Origin of the sequence: Pseudomonas sp. NBRC 111130 (genome assembly GCF_001320485.1) — a bacterium.
GTDB lineage: Bacteria > Pseudomonadota > Gammaproteobacteria > Pseudomonadales > Pseudomonadaceae > Aquipseudomonas > Aquipseudomonas vlassakiae.
In genome coordinates this window covers 25361-48159 of the sequence record NZ_BCBG01000013.1, presented here as the reverse complement: position 1 = coordinate 48159, position 22799 = coordinate 25361, and the positions used below count along the sequence as shown (strand labels likewise).

Annotated in this window: 16 protein-coding genes; 5 read left to right on the top strand and 11 right to left on the bottom strand. The window is 62.4% G+C overall.

Going from position 1 to position 22799, the window contains the following annotated elements; all coding sequences use genetic code 11:
- Nucleotides 1-14: 14 nt before the first annotated feature.
- The 3 genes from APH33_RS07240 to APH33_RS07230 are packed head-to-tail and all read right to left on the bottom strand — an operon-like array spanning nucleotide 15 to nucleotide 5695.
- Nucleotides 15-1418 (bottom strand): efflux transporter outer membrane subunit, encoded by a 1404-nt coding sequence (locus APH33_RS07240; protein ID WP_054884478.1) that lies wholly within the window; start codon nucleotides 1416-1418, stop codon nucleotides 15-17.
- The gene (locus APH33_RS07235) at nucleotides 1418-4546 is read right to left on the bottom strand and encodes an efflux RND transporter permease subunit (protein WP_054884477.1); all 3129 of its coding nucleotides are present in this window, start codon (nucleotides 4544-4546) and stop codon (nucleotides 1418-1420) included. The genes APH33_RS07240 and APH33_RS07235 overlap by 1 nt, the downstream gene beginning before the upstream one ends.
- Before the next feature lie 15 nt (nucleotides 4547-4561).
- On the bottom strand, nucleotides 4562-5695 hold the full coding sequence (locus tag APH33_RS07230; RefSeq protein WP_054884476.1) for a MexC family multidrug efflux RND transporter periplasmic adaptor subunit: 1134 nt from the start codon (nucleotides 5693-5695) through the stop codon (nucleotides 4562-4564).
- 94 nt (nucleotides 5696-5789) lie between these two features.
- Here APH33_RS07230 and APH33_RS07225 point away from each other — a divergent pair, with 94 nt between their 5' ends.
- Nucleotides 5790-6356, top strand: coding sequence for a TetR/AcrR family transcriptional regulator (locus tag APH33_RS07225; RefSeq protein WP_054884475.1), 567 nt, complete (start codon nucleotides 5790-5792; stop codon nucleotides 6354-6356).
- Between the two features lie 56 nt (nucleotides 6357-6412).
- Here the strand turns inward: APH33_RS07225 and APH33_RS07220 are convergent, their stop codons facing one another.
- From APH33_RS07220 to APH33_RS07185, 8 genes are all read right to left on the bottom strand, one after another.
- Complete coding sequence (locus APH33_RS07220; RefSeq protein WP_218187126.1) at nucleotides 6413-7666, bottom strand: CdaR family transcriptional regulator; 1254 nt, start codon at nucleotides 7664-7666, stop codon at nucleotides 6413-6415.
- A 267-nt stretch (nucleotides 7667-7933) separates the two neighbouring features.
- Nucleotides 7934-8896 carry a YCF48-related protein gene (locus tag APH33_RS07215; RefSeq protein WP_054884473.1) on the bottom strand — a complete coding sequence of 321 codons (963 nt, stop codon included), beginning with the start codon at nucleotides 8894-8896 and terminating at the stop codon, nucleotides 7934-7936.
- A gap of 10 nt (nucleotides 8897-8906) precedes the next feature.
- Complete coding sequence (locus APH33_RS07210) at nucleotides 8907-11321, bottom strand: RND family transporter (protein WP_054884472.1); 2415 nt, start codon at nucleotides 11319-11321, stop codon at nucleotides 8907-8909.
- A gap of 8 nt (nucleotides 11322-11329) precedes the next feature.
- Entirely contained in the window at nucleotides 11330-12976 is a 1647-nt protein-coding gene (locus APH33_RS07205) for a DUF1302 domain-containing protein (RefSeq protein ID WP_315973029.1), read from the bottom strand.
- Between the two features lie 24 nt (nucleotides 12977-13000).
- On the bottom strand, nucleotides 13001-14422 hold the full coding sequence (locus APH33_RS07200) for a DUF1329 domain-containing protein (protein WP_054884471.1): 1422 nt from the start codon (nucleotides 14420-14422) through the stop codon (nucleotides 13001-13003).
- A 474-nt stretch (nucleotides 14423-14896) separates the two neighbouring features.
- Nucleotides 14897-15544, bottom strand: coding sequence for a hypothetical protein (locus tag APH33_RS07195; RefSeq protein WP_054884583.1), 648 nt, complete (start codon nucleotides 15542-15544; stop codon nucleotides 14897-14899).
- Nucleotides 15545-15633: 89 nt separating this feature from the next.
- A complete protein-coding gene (locus tag APH33_RS07190) occupies nucleotides 15634-17001 on the bottom strand; it encodes an FAD-binding oxidoreductase (protein ID WP_054884470.1) in 1368 nt (455 codons plus the stop codon).
- A 20-nt stretch (nucleotides 17002-17021) separates the two neighbouring features.
- On the bottom strand, nucleotides 17022-17909 hold the full coding sequence (locus APH33_RS07185) for a phytanoyl-CoA dioxygenase family protein (RefSeq protein ID WP_054884469.1): 888 nt from the start codon (nucleotides 17907-17909) through the stop codon (nucleotides 17022-17024).
- Nucleotides 17910-18158: 249 nt separating this feature from the next.
- Here APH33_RS07185 and APH33_RS07180 point away from each other — a divergent pair, with 249 nt between their 5' ends.
- The 4 genes from APH33_RS07180 (at nucleotide 18159) to APH33_RS07165 (ending at nucleotide 22790) form a co-directional block, all read left to right on the top strand.
- Complete coding sequence (locus APH33_RS07180) at nucleotides 18159-18740, top strand: TetR/AcrR family transcriptional regulator (protein WP_054884468.1); 582 nt, start codon at nucleotides 18159-18161, stop codon at nucleotides 18738-18740.
- A gap of 274 nt (nucleotides 18741-19014) precedes the next feature.
- Nucleotides 19015-20541 (top strand): NAD(P)/FAD-dependent oxidoreductase, encoded by a 1527-nt coding sequence (locus APH33_RS07175; RefSeq protein WP_054884467.1) that lies wholly within the window; start codon nucleotides 19015-19017, stop codon nucleotides 20539-20541.
- Nucleotides 20538-21413, top strand: coding sequence for an alpha/beta fold hydrolase (locus APH33_RS07170; RefSeq protein WP_054884466.1), 876 nt, complete (start codon nucleotides 20538-20540; stop codon nucleotides 21411-21413). Before APH33_RS07175 ends, APH33_RS07170 begins: the two co-directional genes overlap by 4 nt.
- Before the next feature lie 219 nt (nucleotides 21414-21632).
- A complete protein-coding gene (locus APH33_RS07165) occupies nucleotides 21633-22790 on the top strand; it encodes an iron-containing alcohol dehydrogenase (protein ID WP_054884465.1) in 1158 nt (385 codons plus the stop codon).
- The last annotated feature ends 9 nt before the right edge of the window (nucleotides 22791-22799 follow it).

Here is a 22799-nt window from a genome sequence, read left to right as displayed (position 1 = left end):
CAAAGGAGGCTGTTTCAGCCCTTGCTCGGCCAGCCGCCGCCGAGGGCACGGAACAGGTCGACCAACGCCAGTTGGCGCTGGGTACTGGCTTCGATGAACGCTGCTTCGTTCACATAGCTGCTGCGCTGGGCGTCCAGGTAGCGCAAATGGTTGTCCACCCCACCCTCGTAACGCGCCTTGGCCAGCGCCAGGGTCTCGCGGCTGGTGTCGGCCAAGGCTCGGCGCGCGGTTTGCTCGCGGCGCAGGGTGTCGGTGGCGACCAGCGCATCGGCGACCTCGCGGAAGGCGACCTGGATCACGCCTTCATAGGCGGCCACGGCCGATTCCTTGCGTGCCTCGGCCAGGCTGAGACCGGCTCGGTTGCGCCCGGCGTCGAACAGCGGCAGCGACAACTGCGGCATGAAGGTCCAGCTACGCGAGCCACCGTCGAACAACCCTGACATCTGCGCACTGGCGGTCCCAAAGCTGCCAGTCAGGCTGATACGCGGGAAAAACGCTGCCCGCGCCGCGCCAATATCGGCATTGCGCGCACGCAGCCGGTGTTCGGCGGCGAGGATATCGGGGCGGCGCTCGATCAATGCCGACGGCGCGCCCGGCGCGATGTCATTCAGCACCATCGGCTGGTCCGGGCGTTCAGCGGGCATCGCCTTGGCCGCCTCGGCACTGCCCAGCAATAGCACCAGCGCGTTGTAGGCCTGGCGTTGTTGACGCACGGTGACTTCGAGCTCGGCACGGGACTGTTCGACCAGCCCCAACGCCTCTTGGTGGTCCAGCGCCGTGGCCGTGCCGGCGGCGCGCCGCTGGCCGACCAATGCCAGAGAATCCTCGCGGCTGGCCAGGGTCTGGCGGGTCAACGCCTGTCGCCGCTCGGCACCGTCCAAGGTCAGATAGGCCTGGCTCACCTCGGCGATCAGGGCGATGCGTGCTGCACGCCCGACTTCCTCGGTGGCCAGGTACTGCTCCAGGGCTGCATCGCTCAGGCTTTTGATGCGGCCGAACAGGTCCACTTCATATTCTGGCAGCGACAAGCCCACCTGATACGTGCGGGTGACCCCTTCGCGGCCATCGCTCGAAAGCGCCGACGGCAGGTGCTGGCGATCGCCCGCAGCGCTGGCGTTCAGCCCAGGCACCCGGTCGGCCCGCTGGATCCGGTACTGGGCACGGGCCTGCTCGATGTCGAGCAGGGTCTGGCGCAAGGAGCGATTGTTGTCCAGCGCACTGGCGATCAGCTGACGCAGCACCGGGTCGACTATGAACGCCTGCCACTGTACCTGCTCCACCGAGCGGCCTGCGTGACCGGCGCCAGTGCCCCATTCCGCCGGCACCGGTGCTTGAGGGCGCTGGTAGGTAGGCGCCAGGGAACAACCGCTCAGGCTCAAGGCCAGGACCAAGGGAAGCACACGATTAGCCATGACCATCACTCAGCCTCCTCGATAGCCTGTTGCACCGGGGCAGGCTTGCGCTTGAGCAGCGTCAACACCCAGACAAAACAGACCGGCACGAATACCACGCCCAGCAAGGTGGCACTGAGCATGCCACCGATCACGCCGGTACCGATGGCGCGCTGGCTTGCCGCACCCGCGCCGGAGGCGATGGCCAGCGGCACCACGCCGAGGATGAACGCCATGGAGGTCATCACGATCGGGCGGAAACGCAGGCGCGCGGCCTCGATGGCGGCGTCGCACAGGCTGTAGCCCTTCTCCCACAGTTCCTTGGCGAACTCGACGATCAGGATGGCGTTCTTTGCCGCCAGGCCAATGATGGTGATCAGGCCGACCTTGAAGTACACGTCGTTGGGCATGCCGGTGAGCGTCACCGCCCACACCGCGCCCAGGGCACCGATCGGTACGATCAGCATCACCGTCAGCGGGATCGCCCAGCTTTCGTACAGCGCCACCAGCAGCAGGAACACCACCAGGATGGCCAGGGCGAACAGGCTGGCAGCCTGGCCGCTGGACACCTTCTCCTGGTAGGAAAGGCCCGTCCAGGCGTAGCCGATACCCGGCGGCAGCTCGCTGACCAGGCGCTCCATCTCGGCCATTGCCTGGCCGGTACTGTGCCCCGGCGAAGCGTCGCCGGCGATGCGGATCGACGGGTAGCCGTTGTAGCGCACCAGTTGCACCGGGCCCTCTTCCCACTGGGTGGTGACGAAGGCGCTGAGCGGCACCTGCTCGCCGCCGGCATTGGGGGCATAGAGGCGCAGCACGCTTTCGGGAGTCATGCGTTCGCCTTGCTCAGCCTGCACCACCACGCGCTGTTGGCGCCCGGCATTGGTGAAATCGTTGATCACCGCCGAACCGAAGGCGGTGGCCAAGGTGTTGTTGATGGCTTCGAAGCTAACGCCCAGGGCATGGGCCTTTTCCCGGTCGATGTGCAGCCGCAGTTGCGGTGCTTCGGCCAGGCCTTCCATCATCGCGTAGAGGATGACCGGGTTGCCGTTGGCACGCGCCAGCAACTGATCACGGGCCGCGAGCAGTGCTTCGCGGCCTAGGCCACCACGGTCCATCAGGCGCAGGGCGAAACCACCGGAGTTGCCCAGGCCGTCGATCGGTGGCGGCATGACGGCGGTGATGGTGCCGTCACCGTTGGCGGCGAACTGCGCATTGATCGCTGCCGTTTCCGCCTCCGCAGATTGCGCCTTGTCACGCTGCGCCCAGTCCTTGAAAGTGGGGAACGCCAGCGCGGCGTTGTCACCCTGCCCCGAAAAACTGAAGCCACTGACAATGAACGAGTTGGCCACCGCCTCACGGGACATCAGGAATTTTTCCAGCGCCTCGGCGGTGTGGTCGGTACGTACCCGGCTGGCGCTTGGTGGCAGTTGCACATCCACGACGCTATAGCCAAGGTCCTCGGCCGGCACGAAAGCCTCCGGCAAGCGCACATAGGAATAGCCCAGCACCACCAGGATGCCCACATACGCCAGCATCCAGCGGCCGGCACGTGCCACCAGTTCGCTGTTGAGCAGCGAATAGCGTTCGGTGACACGGGCGAATAGACGGTTGAAGGCGCCGAAGAAACTGGCCTTTTCATGGTGGCCATGGGGCACCGGCTTGAGCAGCGTGGCGCACAGCGCCGGGGTGAAGGTCAGGGCCAGGAAGCCGGAGAACAGGATCGACACCGCCAGCGACACGGAGAACTGCTGGTAGATCACCCCCACCGAACCGGACATGAACGCCAACGGCAGGAACACCGCCGCCAGCACCAGGGTGATGCCGATGATCGCCCCGGACACCTGCCCCATCGCCTTGATGGTCGCCTCCGCGGGCGACAGGCCTTCTTCGGCCATCAACCGCTCGACGTTCTCCACCACCACGATGGCGTCGTCCACCAGGATACCGATAGCCAGCACCATGCCGAACATGGTCATCATGTTCACCGAGAAGCCGAGCAGCTTCATGATCATCAAGGTCCCGAGCAGGCACACCGGTACCACGATCGACGGGACCAAGGTGTAGCGGACGTTCTGCAGGAACAGGAACATGACCAGGAACACCAGCACCATGGCTTCGATCAGGGTGTGGATCACCTTCTCGATGGCCACATCGACAAAGCGCGAGGTGTCGTACGGTACCGAATATTCGACACCTTCGGGGAAGAACTGCGACAGCTCGGTCAGGCGCTCCTTGACTAGCGTCGCGGTCTGGATGGCATTGGCGCCGGGCGCCAGCTGCACCGCACCGGCCACCGCCGGGTGGCCGTTCAGGCGCGCCGACAGGTTGTAGTTCTCGCTACCGATGGCCATGCGCGCCACATCCCCCAGGCGTACGCTTGAGCCATCGGGGTTCGCGCGCAGGACGATGCCAGCGAAAGCCTCCGGCGTGTCGAGGGTGCCCTGCACGGCCAGGGTCGCGGTCAGCTCCTGCTCGCTGGCAGCCGGCGTACTGCCGAAGCTGCCGGCTGGCACCTGGACGTTCTGGCCGCGAATCGCCGTATTGATGTCGTCGATGGACAAGCCATACCCCACCAGCTTCTGCGGATCCACCCAGACCCGCATGGCCGCTTCCGAGGCGAAGAACTGCAGTTTGCCCACGCCGGGCACGCGCAGTAGTTCGTTATTGATGTTACGCGCGGCATAATCGGCCAGGGCCGTGGTATCGCCACGGTTGCCGGCCGTGCTGGTCAGGGCGTAGATGAGCAGGAAGCCGGAGCTGGCCTGCTCGACTTTCAGCCCTTGGGTCAGCACCGCCTGAGGCATGCGTGCCTCCGCCTGTTTCAAGCGGTTCTGCACATCGACCTGCGCCATGTCCGGGTCGGTGCCTGGCTCGAAGGTCACCATCACTTCGGCCACGCCATTGGAGTTGTTGGTGGACTCGTAGTACAGCAGGCCCTTGGCGCCGTTGAGCGACTGTTCGATGATGCTGGTCACCGACTCCACCATGACCTTGGCCGAAGCGCCAGGGTAAGAGGCGGTGATGGAAATCTGCGGTGGCGCCACGTTGGGGTACTGGGCCACGGGCAAGGTCGGAATCACCAGTAATCCTGCCAGTGAAATGAACAACGCCACGACCCAGGCAAAGTTCGGGCGGTAGATGAAAAACCTGGACATCTCAATTTCCTCGCATCACTGGGCGGCGGCCGTTTGTTGCGGTGCAGGCGCCACCGGCATGCCGGGGGCCAACCCTGCCGGGCTGCCGACGATCACCTGGTCACCAGGTTTGAGGCCTTCGGTGATCTGCCAGCGTGCGCCCTGCATCACGCCGGTTTGCACGGCGCGTGCTTCAGCAATGCCATTGGCGGCGACCAAAACCCGTGCCTGGCCGTCGCTGCCACGCTGGACCGCCCGTTGAGGGACCAGGATGGCGTGGTTGTCGGTACCTTGAGGTGTGCGCACGCGCACATACATGCCCGGCAACAGCGTGCCGTCCGCGTTGTCGAATCGCCCACGGAGGATGATCTGGCCGGTGCCGCGGTCCACACTCACATCGGTGAACATCAGCTCACCCGAGCGCTGGAAGTCGGTGCCTTCTACTTGCGCGGTCAAACGCTGGCTGTCAGCTGCGCGCGTGCCGTCCTTCAGCGCTTGGCGCAGGCGCAGCGCGTCAGCGGCAGACTGCGTGAAGTCGATGTAGATCGGATCGAGCTGTTGGATTCGGGCCATCAGTGTCGCATCACCCTGCCCCACCAACGCGCCTTCGGTAATCAGCGCGCGACCAATGCGCCCGGAGATCGGCGCGGTGACAGTGGCATAACCCAGGTTCAGGCGTGCGGCCTGCACGTCGGCCTGGGCAGAACGCACCGTCGCACCGGCGCTGCGCAATTCGGCGGTGGCGCTGTCGAAATCCTGCTGGCTGACCGCTTCGATCCTGACCAGCGGCTCATAGCGTTTCACTCGCGCCTGGGCCTCCTGCTGCACCGCCTGAGCACGGGCGAGGTCGGCCTCGGCGCGGGCCAGGGCTGCCTTGAACGGCGCCGGGTCGATCTGGAACAGCACATCCCCCGCCTTGACGTCAGCCCCTTCCTCGAAGCGCTTGTGCAACACGATACCCGGCACCCGCGCCCGCACCTCGGCGACGCGCATCGGCTCGACTCGGCCCGGTAGCTCAGCGGCCAAGGCCACCTGCTCGGACGCCAACGTCACGATTTCCACCGGATAGCTCGCATGGGCTGCACCGCCCTGCTCTGCTGCGGGCTTACACCCGGCCAAGGCGATTGCCATGGCCAATGCGCCTACCCTTATCAAGCCTGTCTTGCCCATCACGCCCTCGAACCTTGATTGAAAACGGGGCGGATGCTACGTTTCAAACTCACATGAGTCAATTGTGTCTCATAAAAACCATAATAGACTCTTAATGGATACTTCAGACTTGCCGCTTTCATCGCTTCCCGCCAAGCTGGTAAATACCCTCTATGCCGCTGTCGCCTTGCGCCCCAGAGCATCCATGGGCGAGCTGGCGGTGTTGGCAGGCATCAGCCGGGCAACCCTGCACCGTTACTGCGGTACCAGAGACAACCTCGATAGCCAGCTCGAACAGCACGCCAAAGACACGCTCATGCAGATCCTCGACAACAGCGGCACGCTGGTCGCCAAAGAGCCCCTGGCCGCGTTGCGTCAGCTGATTCACGCGCACCTGGCCCAGGCTGAACTGGTCGCGTTCCTGGCCTCCCGCTACCCTGTGCACATGAGCGAGCAGCACGACCTGCGGTTCTATGTGGAAAGGCTCGATGCGTTGTTTTTCAGCGGCCAGCGACAGGGCGTGTTTCGAGCGGATGTCAGCGCGGCGTTGCTGACCGAGATGTTCGTATCGTTGTTGCATGGCATGGTCGACGCCCGCCAACGAGGGCGCGCGCCAAGAGAGAGTGCAACGGTGCTGGAGCATGCGTTTCTGCAGGGCATTGCAAGGCGGGCGCCCCGCTGAGCGCGCGCAGGACAACAGCCGTGAAGCGCTATGGCGTCAACGGAAGGGAATGAGGACTATTGCTCGTCGCCATCGAGTGGCGTGCTCCAGATCACCAGTTCAAGGGCAGCGGCGACCTGGATGCGATGGTCGGCAAGCGCGATAGGCAGCAGGTCCTGGGCGCGCTCCAGCCGGCGCAGCAAGGTATTGCGATGGGTACCCAGCACCTCGGCGGTCTGGGTGATGTTGCAGCCATTGGCCAGGAAGGCGTGTAACGAATGCTGAAGAACCGTAGGTTCGATCGCCAAGCGCCCCAGCGTGCTCGAGACGAACTGCCTGGCCGCGCGGGCATCCTGGGTCATCAGCGACACCATCCTCACCTGATCGATCGTGGCCACCGCGGGTGAGCCCGCCAAACGGCCCATCAACCGCTGGGTGGTCAAGGCCTCCAGGTGCGAGCGCCGGAAGCCATTCATACCCGCGCCCGCCGAACCGATTGCCGCGCGTATCTTCGGAAATTGCCGGGCGACGTCCTGCAGCAGGTTCAGGTCCAGCGGCTTTGCCGCATTGCTCCAGGCCCACAGGGTCGCAGGGCCCGCGAACACGATCAGCGGCGCTCCCGTGCCCGTGAGCTGCGCCAGGGCGCGCGCCATATTCTCCAAGGGGCGAATCTCGGCGTCCGGGGTTTCGCTCCAGACGAGGCAGGCACGGTGCCTCTGAGCCAGGCTGTAGCCCAGTCGCCTGCCGAACTGCTCCGCATCCACATCTCTGCCATCGAGCAGCCGGCTGACCAGGCTGCGTTTATCGACAGGGTCGTCATGGGCCTGGACGCTTTTTTCTTCGAGGATGATCTGCGTCACCACACGCATGTTGCTGTCGATGAATTCCGAGATCGACCGCGACGAGACCTCCAGGAATTCCTCGAGCACCACGGGATCCTGCGTCAGGCTGAAGGCCATCTTCATCCACAGGTCCCAGGCTGCGTTCTGTATCGACCGTGCAACATTCATCAGCAGTTCGGACAACCCCCTGCGGGCGAGCTCCCTGGCCGTGTCCACCATGTCAGCGGACACATAAGGCTCTACCGGCTCCCCAGGGCGCTGCAGGTTGGCATTCGCCCAGTGCAGCAACTCTGCCCGGTTGGCGCGCCGGCACGCCGCGAGGATGACCGGGTCCTCCAGCAACCTGGCATCTTCGGGCGAAGAGAACAGTGCCTGGTTCAGGCGCTCGACCCACTCGGCTGGCAGCGCCTGAGCGAGTTCGGCGCCTTTGCGCATGAGCTCGCGAACGGTTTCCGAAGGGCGTGGCCAGGGTGATGGCGTGCTGGTCATGGGCTGTGCAGATCACTCAAAGAACGGCTGGAAAATGGTGCAGTTCGTACCTAGGCGCAGGGCCAGTGGAAACCTAGCATGAACCCACTGCCTGAACAAAAAATACAAGGAGGCACCGTGATGCTCCATGTCCCTTTTTCGGGTTTGGCGCCACGCCAAGCCTGCCCGTTGATCGTGCCGCTCGAGCTGGTGCGCACGCTTTCCCGGCAAGGAAACAGGCCAGGCATCGGTTTGCGATGCCTGGCCTCTGAGTGAGTGGCCAACCCTTCATTGCTGGTAGGGCATTACCCCTCGGCGTGAAAACAATACAGGTACGCCTTCGGCGTTGAACAACGCCGCCGTCAGTGAAAGGCCATCAGCGGTCTGCGTTTCCTGAAAGCTATGCCCGCCATCGCTGCTCTGCACGCTCAGCCCGTCCAGCCCGACTGCCAGCACACGAGAGCCGGCTACCGCAACGCAAGTGACAGAGCCCTTGCTTTGCGTTGGCACTCGGCGAAAGCCCTTGCCGTCCACTGAACCCTGCAACAGGGTGCCGCGCTGGCCACCCAGCAGCAGACGTCCATCAGCCAGCACCGCGCCTGACCACAGGGTGCCTTCGTAGCCAGTATCCAGGTAACGCCAGTTTTTCCCCTGGTCCTCGGAATGCAGAACCTGCCCATGCTCAGCCGTGGCGTACAGCGTACCGCGGCTGTCGGCAAACAGTCCCATCAGGTTGAGGTCGGCCCGCTTGGCCCCCGGAGGGGCCTGCACCGGCTGCTCGGCCCACGTCTGGCCGCCATCCTCGGTAGTCAGCACCAACGACCAGAGGCCTACCGCCACACCCTGCCGGGCATTGAAGAAGTGCACCGCGAACAGTGGCCGGTCTTCTTCGCTGGCCAGGCGCTGGACCTGCCAGGACTCCCCGCCATCGGTGCTGGCCAGGATCGCGCCCCAGTGGCCAACCGCCCACCCGCGCTTGGCATCCACGAAAGACACGCCCGTCAACGGTGTGGACAGCGGTACCGACCTCGCCTGGCGCCACTGCATGCCCTGATCGTCGGACAACAGCACGACACCGTGGTCGCCCACGGCCACCATGCGCGCCCCTGCCCAGCCGGCGGCCAGCATGGTGGCCTGCCTGGCATTGCTCGCCTGTACGGCCGGTACGGCCTGCAACGGCGCGGCCTGAAGAGACATCAGCGGCACAGCTGCTGCGAGCAAGGCTGCGGTGAATGAAACCCTGAACTTCATGCTTCTCTCCTCAATGCACCAGCGCGCCGATCATGCGCACAGGGCGCTTACGTGGGAATACCCGCTCCAACCAGACAGCGAAGGCCGGCAGCACGGTCATGGCCATTACCATGTTGACGATGAACATGAAGGCCAGCAGCTTGCCCATGTCGGCCTGGAACTTGAGTTCCGAGAAGGCCCAGGTGGCCACGCCCACGGCCAGGGTGATGGCGGTGAAAATAGTGGCGACACCCACTTCGAGCAGCGCGTATTCCACCGCCTTGGTGATCGACTGCCCATGGGCCAGGTGCAGCTGCAGGCGGTTGTAGATGTAGAAGGCGTAATCGACGCCAATGCCCACCGCCAGCACCATCACCGGCAAGGTGGCGATGGTCAGGCCGATCTGCAGCTCCTTCATGAACCAGTAGCCAACGAAGGTGCCGATGGTCAGCGGCAGGCAACACACCAGGACTGCCCGCAGGTCTCGGTACACCACGAACACCAGCAATGCGATGGCGGCATAGACGTAAAGCAACATGGGAGTTTCGCTTTTTTCCACCTCCTCATTGATGGCGGCCAACACCCCGGCGTTGCCCGAAGCGAGGCGCACCGAAATGCCTGGCCTCGGGTACTCGCTGCGGAACGCCTTGGCGGCGTCCACCACTCGGGTGAGGGTCGTGGCTTTGTGATCGGCCAGGTACAGGTGCACCGCCGACATGCTGCAGTCGGTGCGCATCAGCCCGGGCGTGCGCGCCACCTCGGTGGCCAGCGCAGCGTAGTTCATCGGGTCGATGGGTACCGCCGCCATCTTCGGGTTGCCTTCGTTGTAGCCCTCGTTGAACTGGCGCATGTTGCTGGAGAAGGACGCGACGGAGAGGACACCGGGCACCCCCTGCATGGCCCACACGAAGCGATCCTGGTACTGGCCCAGGGCGACATCCTCGCAGGCCGCCTGGCTGTCTTCGCCAGAGGGGACCGTGTTGACCTCGAACACCACGCTGAGCCAGTCCAGGCCAATGTCGTAGTTGCCAGCGATAGAGACCGCATCGCGATTGAAGCGGGAGTCCTCGCGCAGCTCCGGCGCGCCCGCCTGCAGTGTGCCAACGACACGGTCATGGCTTTGCCAGATCGCCACCAGGAATACCACCAAGGCAACGCCAAGCACCCATTGCGCCCTGCGCGGCTCGGCGAGCCGGGCCAAGCCACGCAGCCAGCGGGTCCGGCGCTGTCGGGAGGCTTCCTGGGCGGCAGCGTACTTGTCATCGACACTGAGTAACGACGCCATCAACGGCAACATCACCAGGTTGGTGATGATCTTGTAGGCCACGCCAAGCGAGGCCGTGATCGCCAGCTCACGCACCATCGGGATGGGGATCAGCAGCAGCGTCACGAAGGAAACCAGCGCGGTCACCAGCGCCAGTGTCCCGGGAATCAGCAACCCCGTGAAGCTAGAGCGCGCCGCCTCTTCGGCGCTCTTGCCAATGGCGATCTCGCGCACGATGAAGTTGATTTGCTGCACGCCATGGGAAACCCCGATGGCGAACACCAGGAAGGGCACCAGCACCGCCAACGGGTCGAGCCCGTAGCCCAACAGGCGCAGGCTGCCGAACTGCCACACCAGCGAGGCCAGCGAACAGGCCAGCGCCAGCAGCGTGAAACGCAGGGAGTGGCAATACCAGTACACCGCCCCCGCGGTCAGGAGCAACGCCAGCAAACAGAACTCCAGTACGGCTGAAGCACCGTCAGCGATGTCACCGATCTGCTTGGCGAAACCGATGATCTGAACTTCGAATTCGCCATCCTCGAATGGCTGGCGGATCTCTTTTTCCAGCCTGTGGTTGAACGCCACGTAGTCCAGGTGGGCGCCATTGGTGTCGTACTCGTTGAGTTCCACCGTGATCATCGCGCTGCTCTGATCACGGGAAACCAGCGTGCCGATGAAACCACCCTGGGCAGTGGAGTTGGCGATCGTCGCGATGATCTGGTCATCCAGGTGATCGGGAGAAACCGTACCCGGTACCAGCGGATCAGCGCGAAACCCTTCTTCGGTGATTTCGTTGACGAAGGCATTGGGCGTCCACAGGGACCGCACACTGCTGCGCGACACGCCAGGAAGGAAGGTCACTGCCTGGGTGACGTCATACAGCCGCTTCAGGCCAGGAGCGCTCCATATATCGCCCTGTCGGGCCTTGACCACGATGGTCAGCCGGTTCGCGCCCAGCAGGTCGTTGCGGTAGGCCTCGAATGTCCTGATGTATTCGTGGCCTACCGGCAATTGCTTTTCGAAGCCAGCATCCATGCGCAGTTGCACGGCGAACCAGCCCATGATCAGCGTGAACACGGCCAGGCTCGCCAGCACCAGACGACGATGCCCGAACAACACCCCCTCGACGCGTGACAACAGGCCACGTGCCGGGGCTTCAGATAGCTTTACAGAACCGTTCACGGCAGGCCTCACAAGGTGCGGGAGATCGCGATACCGACATAATCGCGGTCACGATAAAGCTGGTCGTAGGGGGTTTCGCCGCCCATGAACTTTGCGTAGTTGAGGGAAATCTGCCAACTGGCCGGGTTTCGTACGAAATTCAGGTACAGGTTCATGCTGCTCGCGTCTTCGGTGAAGGTGGCGCTCAGGTTCGGCGTTCGCCCTCCAAGCGAGCGCGAGTAGAAGACGCCGGGCGTGACCTGCCAGCCCGGCAGCAACGTGCCGTCATAGGTCAGGCTGAAGTCCAGGTTGATGCCCGACGAGGTCTTGTCGCCACGGGACTTGGGCGCTGTCGCAGGATCCAGTTGCCAGGCATTGAGCCCTGGGGCGAGTGGTTCGCCATTGACCTCGTCATGCAGCCCGGGGTACCTGATGACCACCAGTTCCGAGAGCAGGGTGCCCGTGCTGGCCCCGGTGAAATCGAGCAGCGTCGGGGAGTTGGACGGCGTGAAGCTGTAAAGGCCGGTGAGGTGCCATTGGAATTTCTTTTCGTCTTTCCAGCATTTGCCCCCATTGCCGGAACACAGGTCGACGGCAGGGTTGAGCATGACCGAGTCCTTCGGCCGGTAAGAAAGCTCCGTACCCACTGCCCAGTCACCGATCGGCATGTTGGCGCTGACGCCATACATCATCCGGTTTTCCTGGTACTCCCAGGTGGGTGCCGCCGCGAACGTGTTCGGGTCAAGAATGGCGATGCGCAACGACGGCAACTTGTCGTGATAACGCATCACGTAGAAGCCATAGTTGATGTCGCTGTCTTCCGGCTGCCAGCGCAGCGAAAGGCCCCACTGGCCGCTGTCGCGGGCGTCCTTTTCGGAGAACCCGTAGTCTCCCCTGCCCTCGCCCAATGCGTTGGTGTTTGACCAATAGCTGCCCACCGGCGGCAACTCGCTCTTGTTCCAGCGGAACTGATAGTAGGCCTCGACGTTGACACCCGAGCCAAGGCCCGACGCGACACTGAGCATCGGTGCCGGCAGCACGGCCTCCTTGAGTTGCACACCGGGGCGCGCCAAGGCCTGGTAGTCGTAGGCGTTGGTGTTGTTGATGCCACCGGCCACGAACAGGCTCTCGCCCCAGTTGATCACCTGGTTGCCCAGGCGCGCGCGGACCCGCTGCCCGCCTAGGTCGAACCCTTTGCTCACCCACAGGTCCAGCAGGCGGGCCTTGAAGGCAAGGTCGTCGCGGGCGTCGTCACTCAGCCCGTTGCTGCCGACGCTCTCTGGGGTGTTGAACGACAGCGTGCCGGTGGTATCGGTGGCCGCGAAGTCGCGGATCCAGGTGCCACGCGCCATGAAGGTGACGTCCTCAGGCATCTTGAGCAACAGCTCATGGGTGCCCTTGAGGTAGTTGGTGAACAGGTCGCCGCGGTCGTAGTTCAGGTCGCCCTGGTCCGCCACGCCGGAGCTCTGCGCCAGGCAGCCGGAGGGCACGTTGTGCCCGGTCGGCCCCTGGTTGATCAGGTTGCAGCCCCGCGACTCCGTCCGCAAGCCCATGCCTGCGGTGATCGTGGAATCGAAGGACCCGGTCAGGGTTTCGGTTTCAAAGGTGAACCCCATTGCCAGCGGGGTTGCGCACACGATGGCAAGGCCTGACGCTTTCGTCATTATTTTTTTCATGTTGGCTCTCGATCTGGCGTCGGTTTAGCGCTCGCTGATGGCTCGCAGGTTGTCGGAGGTGAAGAAGTCGCGTTTCAGGCGAGGGTTGCCACTGTCTTCGGTGAGCCAGCGAATATCGTTCTTGCCGGCCCCGATCGAGGTCATGTCGAAGAGGTAACGACCCTCGGCCAGGTTGTACTGGACCTGGGCCTGCACGTCGCAAGCGCCGGTCTCGTACACGGGAATCGAGAACCCTTCACGCACCTTCCAGATCTGCCCTTGCTTGTCGAAGTCGACGGCCAGCAGCGGGTTCCAGCTGTCCTCGTCGATGTAGAACATGCGCTTGGGCGCCTGGTGGCGCATGCCTTGACGGACATTTGCCTCGACGACCCAGACGCGATGCAGCTCATAGCGACGCGACTGCGGTGCGATCGAGTCGTTGCCGGCGAACGCCTCCACCTTGGCGGCGGTGTCGTAGGCACCGAAATCGTTGTAAGGCACCAGCAGTTCCTGCTTGCCGAGCAGCTTCCAGTCGAAACGGTCCATGGTGCCGAAGAAGACGTTCGCCTCGTCCACGGTGTACTGGTTGTCGAGGCCGATCTGTGGCGCGTCGTAGGAATACGACGGCATACGGCGCACGCGACGCTGGCCGGGGAAGTAGTAAAAGGTGGTGGCCTGCTCGCCGGCCACAGCCGTTTGCACGGCGGATTGACCGGCCAGCGCCGCGGGCTCCAGGTAGTTGAAGAAAGTCGCGTTTTCCAGGCGGCCGTAGGAGGAGAAAAGCGCGCTGCCCTTCTTGCCCCAGGGTGTCAGGAAGAAGGTGTCGGTCGACTGGCGCAACCACTCCCCGCCCTTGCGGGGAGAAATGCCTGAAATGCTCCGAGGGATTTCTACGCCAACGCCGCGATAGCGCATCTTCATGTTCCACATCACCTCTGCACCGGTAGTGGGCATCGGGAACGGGATACCCGGAACATGGGCTTCTTCAAGGGCGACACCGGAAGCATCGAGCTTGGCGAAGTCCACGTTCTGCCTGGTGTTCTCAGCCACGAAGTTCGGCGCGTCGCAGGTACGGCGGGTGGGGAAGACATCCATGCGATAGCCCGGAACCTTCTTGAACAGTTCCAGCTGGGCCGGTGAAAGCTGGCTCGCGTGTTGCGCCACATTGCTCGAGTCGATGCTGTACAGAGGCTTGTCGCCCTTGAACTTCCAATGCTCCCCTCGCACCTGGCCGTAGCTCCAGCCCGCCCCCTGTGGCCCTGGGGCGGACCAGGCCGGTATATCCCCGTTAGAACTGGCGGCGCTCTCGCCCCCCAGCGGCGTCAACTTCGAACCCAGCGCCTCTGCCCCCTGGGGCGCAGCCTGTACCGAACAGATCGCGGTCGAGGCCGCAAGGGTAACCAGCAGCTGCCTGAACATACGGCGGGTGGATAAGACACGTTCCGACCGTGCTTTGACTTCTTTCATTGGAGGATCCTCAAACAAAGGGCTTGGAGCGACTGCTCGACGTTTCAAGTGGAAAAAATCGGCGCCTGCTACATCCTGATCACACGACATGATCAATTGACCATGTCGTGTGATCAGTACGCAAGCCACATGCCAGAATGTGTTATTGGCGGATTACGCTAGAGAAATCAGTGCGTTGAATTTATGCATCGATCAATGCATGCCAGGCGCCTGCACTTTATTGGGAAGTAAGGAAACATGTGTTACTAAAAGATGCTTTTTATAGTGCGCCGCCTAAAAGATTTACTCAGTGCCGCACGGAAATCTACCTGCTGTTCGCTTATCGAGCAGCATAACTAACGCAAATGATTAACCCATAAAAAAACCGCCCCTTGGGGCGGTAAAGAAGCAGGCTTTCGCCCGCCATGGAGTAACAGAAAATATCAAGCCGCTCATTCCGTCAGTCCGTGAACACCTCGTTAACTAGCCCGCACCTTAACGGAGATGGAGCATGGCATTCGAGGGCACTTTCCTTGAGCACTGAAGTGCCCCATAGGCATGAAACAACTGCACAATCGAGTAGGACCAGGTCAGGAAGGCGCAGGTCATGAAGATCATCTTGGTATCATCCCCCGGGATCGGGAAAAAGTCATACCGCAGCGCGATCGTCAGCCCCGCCGCGCCTCCCAGAAGGGTTGCCAGCGCATGCCCAGACTCGCCGGCACGTACCAGTCGCCAGATAAAGTAGACCAGGAACAGCGTGTAGAGCGACCACATCAACATATAGAAATAGGGCAACCACTCTTTGAAACCTGTCGACAGGTAATAAATGGCCGTCGCGGCAAAAGCGGCCATGAACAAGAGCAGGTCCTTCGCCGGCGATGGCTTGTAATTGTGCGTCACCGCCATCAACCCGAGCGTTGCAATAACCGGCACGCCGACCCCGCGGGAAAACGCATCCAGAAAAATGGCCACATTATAATTGGCTTGCCATCCCGTGGCGATGAAGGTCGTGAAGTTAGTTGCGGATATACCTACAATCAAGAACTCCACGCCCAACAGATAATTCTTACGCCTGATGAATGCAACACCATAACCCACGCCACTCATCACCAGCAGCACACATGAGATCAACGCAAACAAATCTATGAGTTCCACGATAACAGCCTCTGTCAAAAGGGGCGCGCCGTCGCTCTACAATGACGGGCATAGAACAAGCGCATCCACTGCAATCAGCCCTTGTTGGCTTTGTCTTTACGCACTTTTCTATCGGTCCAGTCATCCAGCAACTTGGCCGCCGCAAAGGCCGAGTGTATGGCGCACCATTGCAGGGGTTCAGGCAGCATGGACGGCGTCTTGTGTTGCAGCGCCGCCAGCAACTCAGGCGCCTGGCCACTGATTTGCTCGGCAAACAGCTTCCCGATCAACGATTGAGTGCCCAACCCATGGCCCGAGCAGCCGGTGGTGTAGTGAATGTTCTGTTTCGCGCCCATGGCGCCGATCACCGGCAGGAAGTCGTAGGCACCACTGACGTAACCACTCCAGCAGTGCTTGACGCCCAGGCCTTGCAACATCGGATAGCGCTCGCGCAGTACCTGTGCCAATGCGGTGTAGGCGTCGTGGTCCGGGATATTGGGCGTCTTCGAACCGTAGGCATAACCTAGCTTCTTGACGGTCAACACCATTGTGCCGTGTGCCGTCAGCCGATGGCTCTCCATGGTGTAGTGCGGCGTGATGATCCCTTCCCGCCCTTGCCAGCCGAGGGCAGCCAACTGCTGCGTCGACAGCGGTTGGGTTTCGATTGCCGATACCCGAATCGCTGCGACCTTGTTGCGCAATACCCCCAGCTGCGGGGTATAGGCGTTGGTTGCCAGCACCATCACCGGGGCGGTTGCACTGCCATGGGCCGTCTTGCAGGTAATGACCGGCCCTTCGCTGAAGCTCAGCAACGGCGTGCGTTCGTAGAGCTTTACCCCCGCCTCGATGGCCGCGCGCCGCAGGCCGCCGATGTACTTCCCTGGGTTCAAGGTGCCACCACACTGCTCGGAGGCGAACAGAAACGCAGGGGGGATGCCCCGCGCACGCATCTCGGCACCGTCGACAAAGCGGCTCGTCGCTCCCAGCTTCTGCCCCAGCGCCATGTTTTCCCGCAAGCGCTTCTCCTGGCTGGAATGAACACCTGCCCGCAGCACACCCGAAGGGTTGTAATCACAGTCGATACCCAAGGTCTTGAATCGACCTTCCACGTAGGGCACCGCTTCGTCATAGAGCCTGACGAACTGCGTCGCCTGCTCCACACCCACGCGCTTGACGAACATGTTGTACTCGATACCCATGCTCCCCAGCAGGTAGCCGGCATTGCGGCCACTGGCACCGAAACCGGCGAACTCCTGTTCCAGCACCATCACATCCGCCCCGAGCGCCTTGAGTTCCAGCGCGGTCGACAGCCCGGCAAAGCCGGCGCCGATCACGATCACATCGGCCTGCGCGTGACCTTGGAGGGTCGGCTGCAGATCAGCCGGTCGCTCCACCCATCCCCCCAAACTACGAAACTTCAACGGTGCTGCGTCGCCATCGGCCACATTGTTCAACGCGTTCATTCCCGTCACTCCCAGAATGGTCAGAAGCCTTTACCCGGTTCGGAGAAAGCCGGCATGCCCAGGAGCTCTTGCGGATCGCGCATCTGGCCATCGATTTCCACCCAGCCGAGCAACGTGGAACTGGCACTCCAGCCCAGCAGGCGTTGCATTTCACCTGGGAGCTGGCGAACACGTTCGACGGGAATGGACAGGAAGTGATTCTCTTCAAGGCGCAGGAAGGCCAAGTCGTAGGCCATCGTCAGGCCAGTACGAGGGGCATCCGTCGTGTTGGCGCCGCCGCCGTGATACACCGAGCCGATCCAGAGCAGCGCGGAGCCAGCCTTCATTTGCGCAGCGACGGTCTCTTCCTGGGTCGGCATTCGCTCGTCATCCCACTGATGGCTACCAGGGATGACGCGCGTCGCACCGTTCTCTTCGGTGAAGTCTGAAATGGCCAGCATCATTTGCAGCCTGGCCTCACGCCCATACTGTGGGTGCCGCCAGAGCGAAGTGGCATCGTCACGGTGCAGGGGCTGGAGGCCTTGGCCCGGGCCAATCTGGATCGCCTGGGTGATGCTCAGTTGAATATCAGGTGCCATCTCGATACGGTCGCTGCCCACCCAGACGTGGGTAGGGGTTTGCAGGATCTGCCTGGCCGCGCCGAGGAACAGCGGGTGCAATGCCACCTCCACGGCGGTGTCGCTGCGCCCGATGATGCGCGCCACACGACGGGTCTGGGTGCCAGCGAAGTAAGGATCGACACCACAAGGCGTGACCTTCAGGTAGCTGTCCAGCTCTTCGGTGAGGGATTTCAGCGTTGCCGGTGAAACAAAGTCGGCAATGATGACGCCACCGTCACGCCGGATGATGTCCACCACCTGCTCGATCGAGGCGTCGCTGCTGACTGCGGAGAGCGCTCGTGTATCCATCTGCTTTCTACCTGTCTGGTTTTGTCATTGTTCTGTCCACCGAGGCCGGGCGACCTGCGAGGTGAACTCATCATTACCGAACATGGTCAATTGATCAAGTCGTTTGATTTGAATTTCCCGTACCCTACCGTGCCCATACGGATGGGATTGCAGCGACTCATGGATTGAGGCTTGACCTTGCGCTAGCATTCGTCACCGTCAACGCCGGGCCAAGGGGCCGGCGGCAATACCGAAAAGGGAGAACGCTCAATGGCTCGGATTGGTGCTGAAGAGCGCAGGCAGGACTTTATCGAGGCCACCGTGAAGGTGATCGCGGAACATGGGGTGGCCAACGCCACAACCCGGCGAATCGCTGCGGCAGCAGATTCGCCGCTGGCATCGTTGCACTATGTCTTCCACACCAAGGACGAGCTGTTCTATGCGGTCTACGAGTCCTTGATCAACATGCCGCAACAATCGTTGCAACACGTGCCGACAGGCGCCACGGCGGCGGAATCGGTCGGGGAAATGCTGCGCCAGCTGGTCAACTGGTTCACCGCCCACCCGGAAATGGCCACCACGCAGTTCGAACTGTTTTGCTGGAACCTGCGCAACAACCCGGAAATGGCAACCAAGATCTATGCCGTTTCCCTCGAAGCGGCCCAACAGGCCATCACCAAGGTCACCGACGGCGCGCTGGACCAGGCAGCACTGACCACTATCAGCCGCTTGCTGATCAATCTGTTCGACGGCCTGATGCTCGCCTGGTCCGCCCACGGCGACCGTGCACGCCTGGAGGCCGAGACCGAGACCGCCTGCCAGGCAGTCAAGTTGCTGGTGGCCAGTTACTGAGCCTCACAGGTTTCGCCGTGCTGCGTCGCTGCACGGCGTTCCACTCCCCCCTCCGGCCCTGAAAGCCGCAGCGCCTCCTTCGAACGTACCGATGACGATATCTACCAGACTGCCCTGTCTGATCGTTGATCGGCGAAGCAACAGGTGCAAATCATCCTGAAATAGCAGTGACGTGGTGCATTTTGCACCTTGTTCCACCCTTCATGCGACCTTATTCTGAGTCAAATGATCAAGTCAAAAGATCAGTCTCTATAACACAACAATAGGAGGCGACATGTCCTCTCACACTGCTCTTCCGGTTGAGCCGCTCGATGTTCTGATCATGGGAGCCGGTGTGTCTGGCATCGGCGCGGCGGCCTACCTGCGACGCAATCAACCGAACAAGACCTTTGCCATTCTCGAGTCCCGCGAGCGCATGGGGGGTACCTGGGACCTGTTCCGATATCCCGGCATCCGCTCCGACTCGGACCTCTACACCTTCGGTTTCGACTTCAAGCCCTGGACCAAGGCCAAGTCCCTGGCGGACGCCGCGGATATTCTTGAGTACCTGGGCGAAGCCATCGACGAGCACCAGCTGGCTCCCTTCATCCAGTACCAGCAGAAAGTCATCTCGGCCAACTGGCAAAGCGACAAGGGCTTGTGGGCGGTGCGTGTCGAGGATGGCCACACGGCGCAGATCCGCACGGTCGAATGCCGCTGGCTGTTCAGTGCAGGCGGTTACTATCGCTATGATCAGGGTTTCAGCCCCCGGTTCGAAGGCAGCGAGCAGTTCAAGGGCCAGATCATCCACCCGCAACACTGGCCGGAAGACCTCGACTACACAGGCAAGCGTGTCGTCGTCATCGGCAGTGGCGCAACCGCGGTAACTCTGATTCCGGCCATGGCCGACAAGGTCGCCAGCATCTCCATGCTGCAGCGCACGCCGTCCTACATCATCAACCAGCCCGCCAACGATGGTGTTGCAGCGTTCCTGCGCAAGGTCCTGCCCGCGCAAACCGCCTATTCCCTGACACGCTACAAGAACGCCAAGATCACCCTGGCCTTCTGGGGCTTCTGCCAGCGCTTCCCCAAGCTTTCGAAAAAACTGCTCCTGTGGCTGACCCGCAAGGAATTGCCCAAGGACTATCCGGTCGACGTGCATTTCAACCCGCCCTACAACCCGTGGGACCAGCGCTTGTGCTCGGTGCCCGAAGGCGATCTGTTCAAAGCCATCAGCGCAGGCAAGGCCGACATCGTCACCGATCACATCGAGCGGTTCACCGAGTCCGGGGTATTGCTCAAATCGGGCAAGACACTGAAGGCCGACATCATCGTCACCGCCACGGGGCTGAACGTACAGCTGTTCGGTGGCATCACCCTGCACAAGGACGGCAGACCGGTGGTACTCAGCGAAACCCTCGCCTACAAAGGCATGATGCTCTCCGGCGTGCCCAATTTCGCCTTTGCCGTGGGCTACACCAACTCATCCTGGACCTTGAAAGTGTGCCTGCTGTGCGACCATTTCTGTCGCCTGCTGGGCTTCATGGACAAACAGGGCCACAACGTCTGCGAGCCCAAGGCGCCTGCCGGTATCGAAACCCGACCCTTGCTGGACTTCGGCGCCGGATACGTGCAGCGCGCGCTGGACAGCATGCCGCGCCAGGGGCCCCGTGAGCCCTGGGTGATGTCGATGGACTACTTCCGCGACGTCAAGCTGCTGCGCCGAGGCAACGTGGCCGACAAGTGCCTCGCGTTCACCACGGTACCCAACGCGCCCTTGCACGCAGGCGTCGTGCTGCAGCAACAAGGTAGTCGTCAATGAGCGCTGATCGCTTCTGCGAGCTGCCGGGGGAGCGCAAGCTCTGCTATCGCACCCACGGCCCTGAAGACGCCCCGGCGGTCCTGCTCATCGTCGGCCTGGGGCTGCAATTGACCTACTGGCCGCAACCGATCATCGCCGGCCTGGTCGAGCGGGGGTTTCGGGTCATCACGCTGGACAACCGCGACTCGGGCCGGTCGTTCTTCACCGACGTAGTACCTCCCACGGCCATGCAGCAGTTCTTGCGCAAGCGCACCCCCGGCTATGACCTGGGTGACATGGCCAGCGACGTGATCGGGCTCATGAACGGCCTGAACCTGACAACGGCGCACGTGGTGGGCATGTCGATGGGCGGCATGATCGCCCAGACCCTCGCTGCCCGTTATCCCGAGCGTATCAGGACGCTCACCTCGATCTTTTCGACCACCGGATCGCTGCGCGTCGGCCAGCCGGCGTTCAAATCCATTCGGCAGCTGCTGCGCCGCCCGCCGCGCAGCGAGCAGGAAAGCGTTCGCGACTACCTGGCCATCATGCGCCTGATCGGCTCGACCCTGGAGTGGAATGAGCCCGCCTTCCGTGACTATGCCCTGTTGGCCTGGGAGCGAGGCGGTGGCGAGGCCAGCAACATCGGCACGGCCAGGCAGATCGGCGCGATCATCAATTCCGGCGACCGCACCCAGGAACTGCAACGGATTCGTTGCCGCACCCTGATCATCCATGGCGATGAAGATCTCATGGTCGCGACCAGCGGCGGGTACGCCACGGCCGCAGCTATCCGTGGTTCCAGCCTGGTGCTGCTGCCCGGGATGGGGCACGACTTCCCGCCTTGCCTGTCCGGCACGCTGCTGTCCCTGCTGGCAGGACACATGCTGTAGCGCGATCACCCTTTCAGGGGCGTGCAGCTTGGCCGCCCCCTCTTTTTCCCCCGAAGGAGGCCTTTGACCACAGCTTCAAGCAAAACCCAGAACAACAAAATGCTGGCTTGCGCGAAATGCCAGGCCACACATCACCCGCTCGAGCTGTTATCCACGGCCTGGCGCAAGTGCTCCTCTACTGCCCTTTCAACAATGACAACAATTGAGCAAGAGGTACGTATGGACTTGAAGTTTTTACTCCCCAGCAAAGTCGTGATGGAACCTGGTCTGCGCGAGCGCACCGGTGAACACCTGCACTCACTTGGCCTGGCCCGCGTGCTCATCGTGACCGATCCTGGGGTCAAGGCGGCGGGCCTGCTGGAAAGCGTCTACGCCAGCCTGGAGAAGGCAGGCATCGCCTTCGAGGAAGTGTCGGACATCAAGGCCAATCCGCGCAGCGATGACGTCAATCAGATCGCGCAGCGATACCGCGGCAAAGGTATCGATGGCTTGCTAGCCATCGGCGGTGGCAGTGCCATGGATGCAGCCAAGGCCATCAGCGTGCTGCTCAGCCATGAGGGTCGGATCGAGGACTACGAAGGGTCGTTCACGCTCACCCATGCCATCCCGCCTATCGTTGCCATTCCGACCACGGCTGGCACCGGCAGCGAAGTAACCTGCTTCTCGGTGATCACCGACACCGCCCGTCATTACAAGATGAGCGTGCATGATTACCGACTCGGGCCAGTCCTGGCCTTGCTTGACTCTCATATCCTCGACACGCTGCCCGCGTCGATTGCCGCCGCAACCGGCATGGATGCCCTGACCCACGCCATCGAAGCCTACACCTGCCGCGTGTCGAACCCCATCAGCGACGGCCTGGCGCTGCATGCCATCCGCCTGATCAGCCAACACCTCAAGCCCGCCGTGCTGGAACCCGGCAACCTGCACGCCCGCGAGCAGATGCTGGTGGCCAGCCTGATCGCCGGCATGGCCTTCGGTAATGCGGACGTAGGTAGCGTGCACTGCATTTCCGAAGCCATCGGTGGCATGTACGACACGCCGCACGGCGTGGGCAACGCTATCTTCCTGCCCTTCGTGTTCGGCCATAACCGCGATGCCGACATCATTCGCCATGCGCAGGTCGCCTACGCACTGGGCATCGACCCCAACCTCTCGCCGGCCGAGGCCGCCGAGGCCGCCGTCGGCTACCTGTTCCAGATGAGCAAGGACCTCGGCATCCCCCGCTTCGCCGAGGTGAAAGGCGTGCGCGAGGAAGACTTCCTGGCCATCGCTGAAAAGTCGAAGAAGAACTTCTCCGATGGCAGCAATGCAAAGGAGATGACCGTGGAAACCTACCGTGAAATCGTCGCCACTGCTTACCACTTCGTAGCGTGAGGGCTGCCA

Excerpts from the sequence above, each read along its gene's own strand:
- APH33_RS07225 (WP_054884475.1), top strand. The coding sequence starts at position 5,790 with ATGGATACTTCAGACTTGCCGCTTTCATCGCTTCCCGCCAAGCTGGTA.
- APH33_RS07170 (WP_054884466.1), top strand. The coding sequence starts at position 20,538 with ATGAGCGCTGATCGCTTCTGCGAGCTGCCGGGGGAGCGCAAGCTCTGC.
- APH33_RS07175 (WP_054884467.1), top strand. The coding sequence starts at position 19,015 with ATGTCCTCTCACACTGCTCTTCCGGTTGAGCCGCTCGATGTTCTGATC.
- APH33_RS07180 (WP_054884468.1), top strand. The coding sequence starts at position 18,159 with ATGGCTCGGATTGGTGCTGAAGAGCGCAGGCAGGACTTTATCGAGGCC.
- APH33_RS07220 (WP_218187126.1), bottom strand. The coding sequence starts at position 7,666 with ATGACCAGCACGCCATCACCCTGGCCACGCCCTTCGGAAACCGTTCGC.
- APH33_RS07215 (WP_054884473.1), bottom strand. The coding sequence starts at position 8,896 with ATGAAGTTCAGGGTTTCATTCACCGCAGCCTTGCTCGCAGCAGCTGTG.
- APH33_RS07240 (WP_054884478.1), bottom strand. The coding sequence starts at position 1,418 with ATGGTCATGGCTAATCGTGTGCTTCCCTTGGTCCTGGCCTTGAGCCTG.
- APH33_RS07205 (WP_315973029.1), bottom strand. The coding sequence starts at position 12,976 with ATGAAAAAAATAATGACGAAAGCGTCAGGCCTTGCCATCGTGTGCGCA.
- APH33_RS07190 (WP_054884470.1), bottom strand. The coding sequence starts at position 17,001 with ATGAACGCGTTGAACAATGTGGCCGATGGCGACGCAGCACCGTTGAAG.
- APH33_RS07230 (WP_054884476.1), bottom strand. The coding sequence starts at position 5,695 with ATGGGCAAGACAGGCTTGATAAGGGTAGGCGCATTGGCCATGGCAATC.
- APH33_RS07235 (WP_054884477.1), bottom strand. The coding sequence starts at position 4,546 with ATGTCCAGGTTTTTCATCTACCGCCCGAACTTTGCCTGGGTCGTGGCG.
- APH33_RS07165 (WP_054884465.1), top strand. The coding sequence starts at position 21,633 with ATGGACTTGAAGTTTTTACTCCCCAGCAAAGTCGTGATGGAACCTGGT.
- APH33_RS07200 (WP_054884471.1), bottom strand. The coding sequence starts at position 14,422 with ATGAAAGAAGTCAAAGCACGGTCGGAACGTGTCTTATCCACCCGCCGT.
- APH33_RS07185 (WP_054884469.1), bottom strand. The coding sequence starts at position 17,909 with ATGGATACACGAGCGCTCTCCGCAGTCAGCAGCGACGCCTCGATCGAG.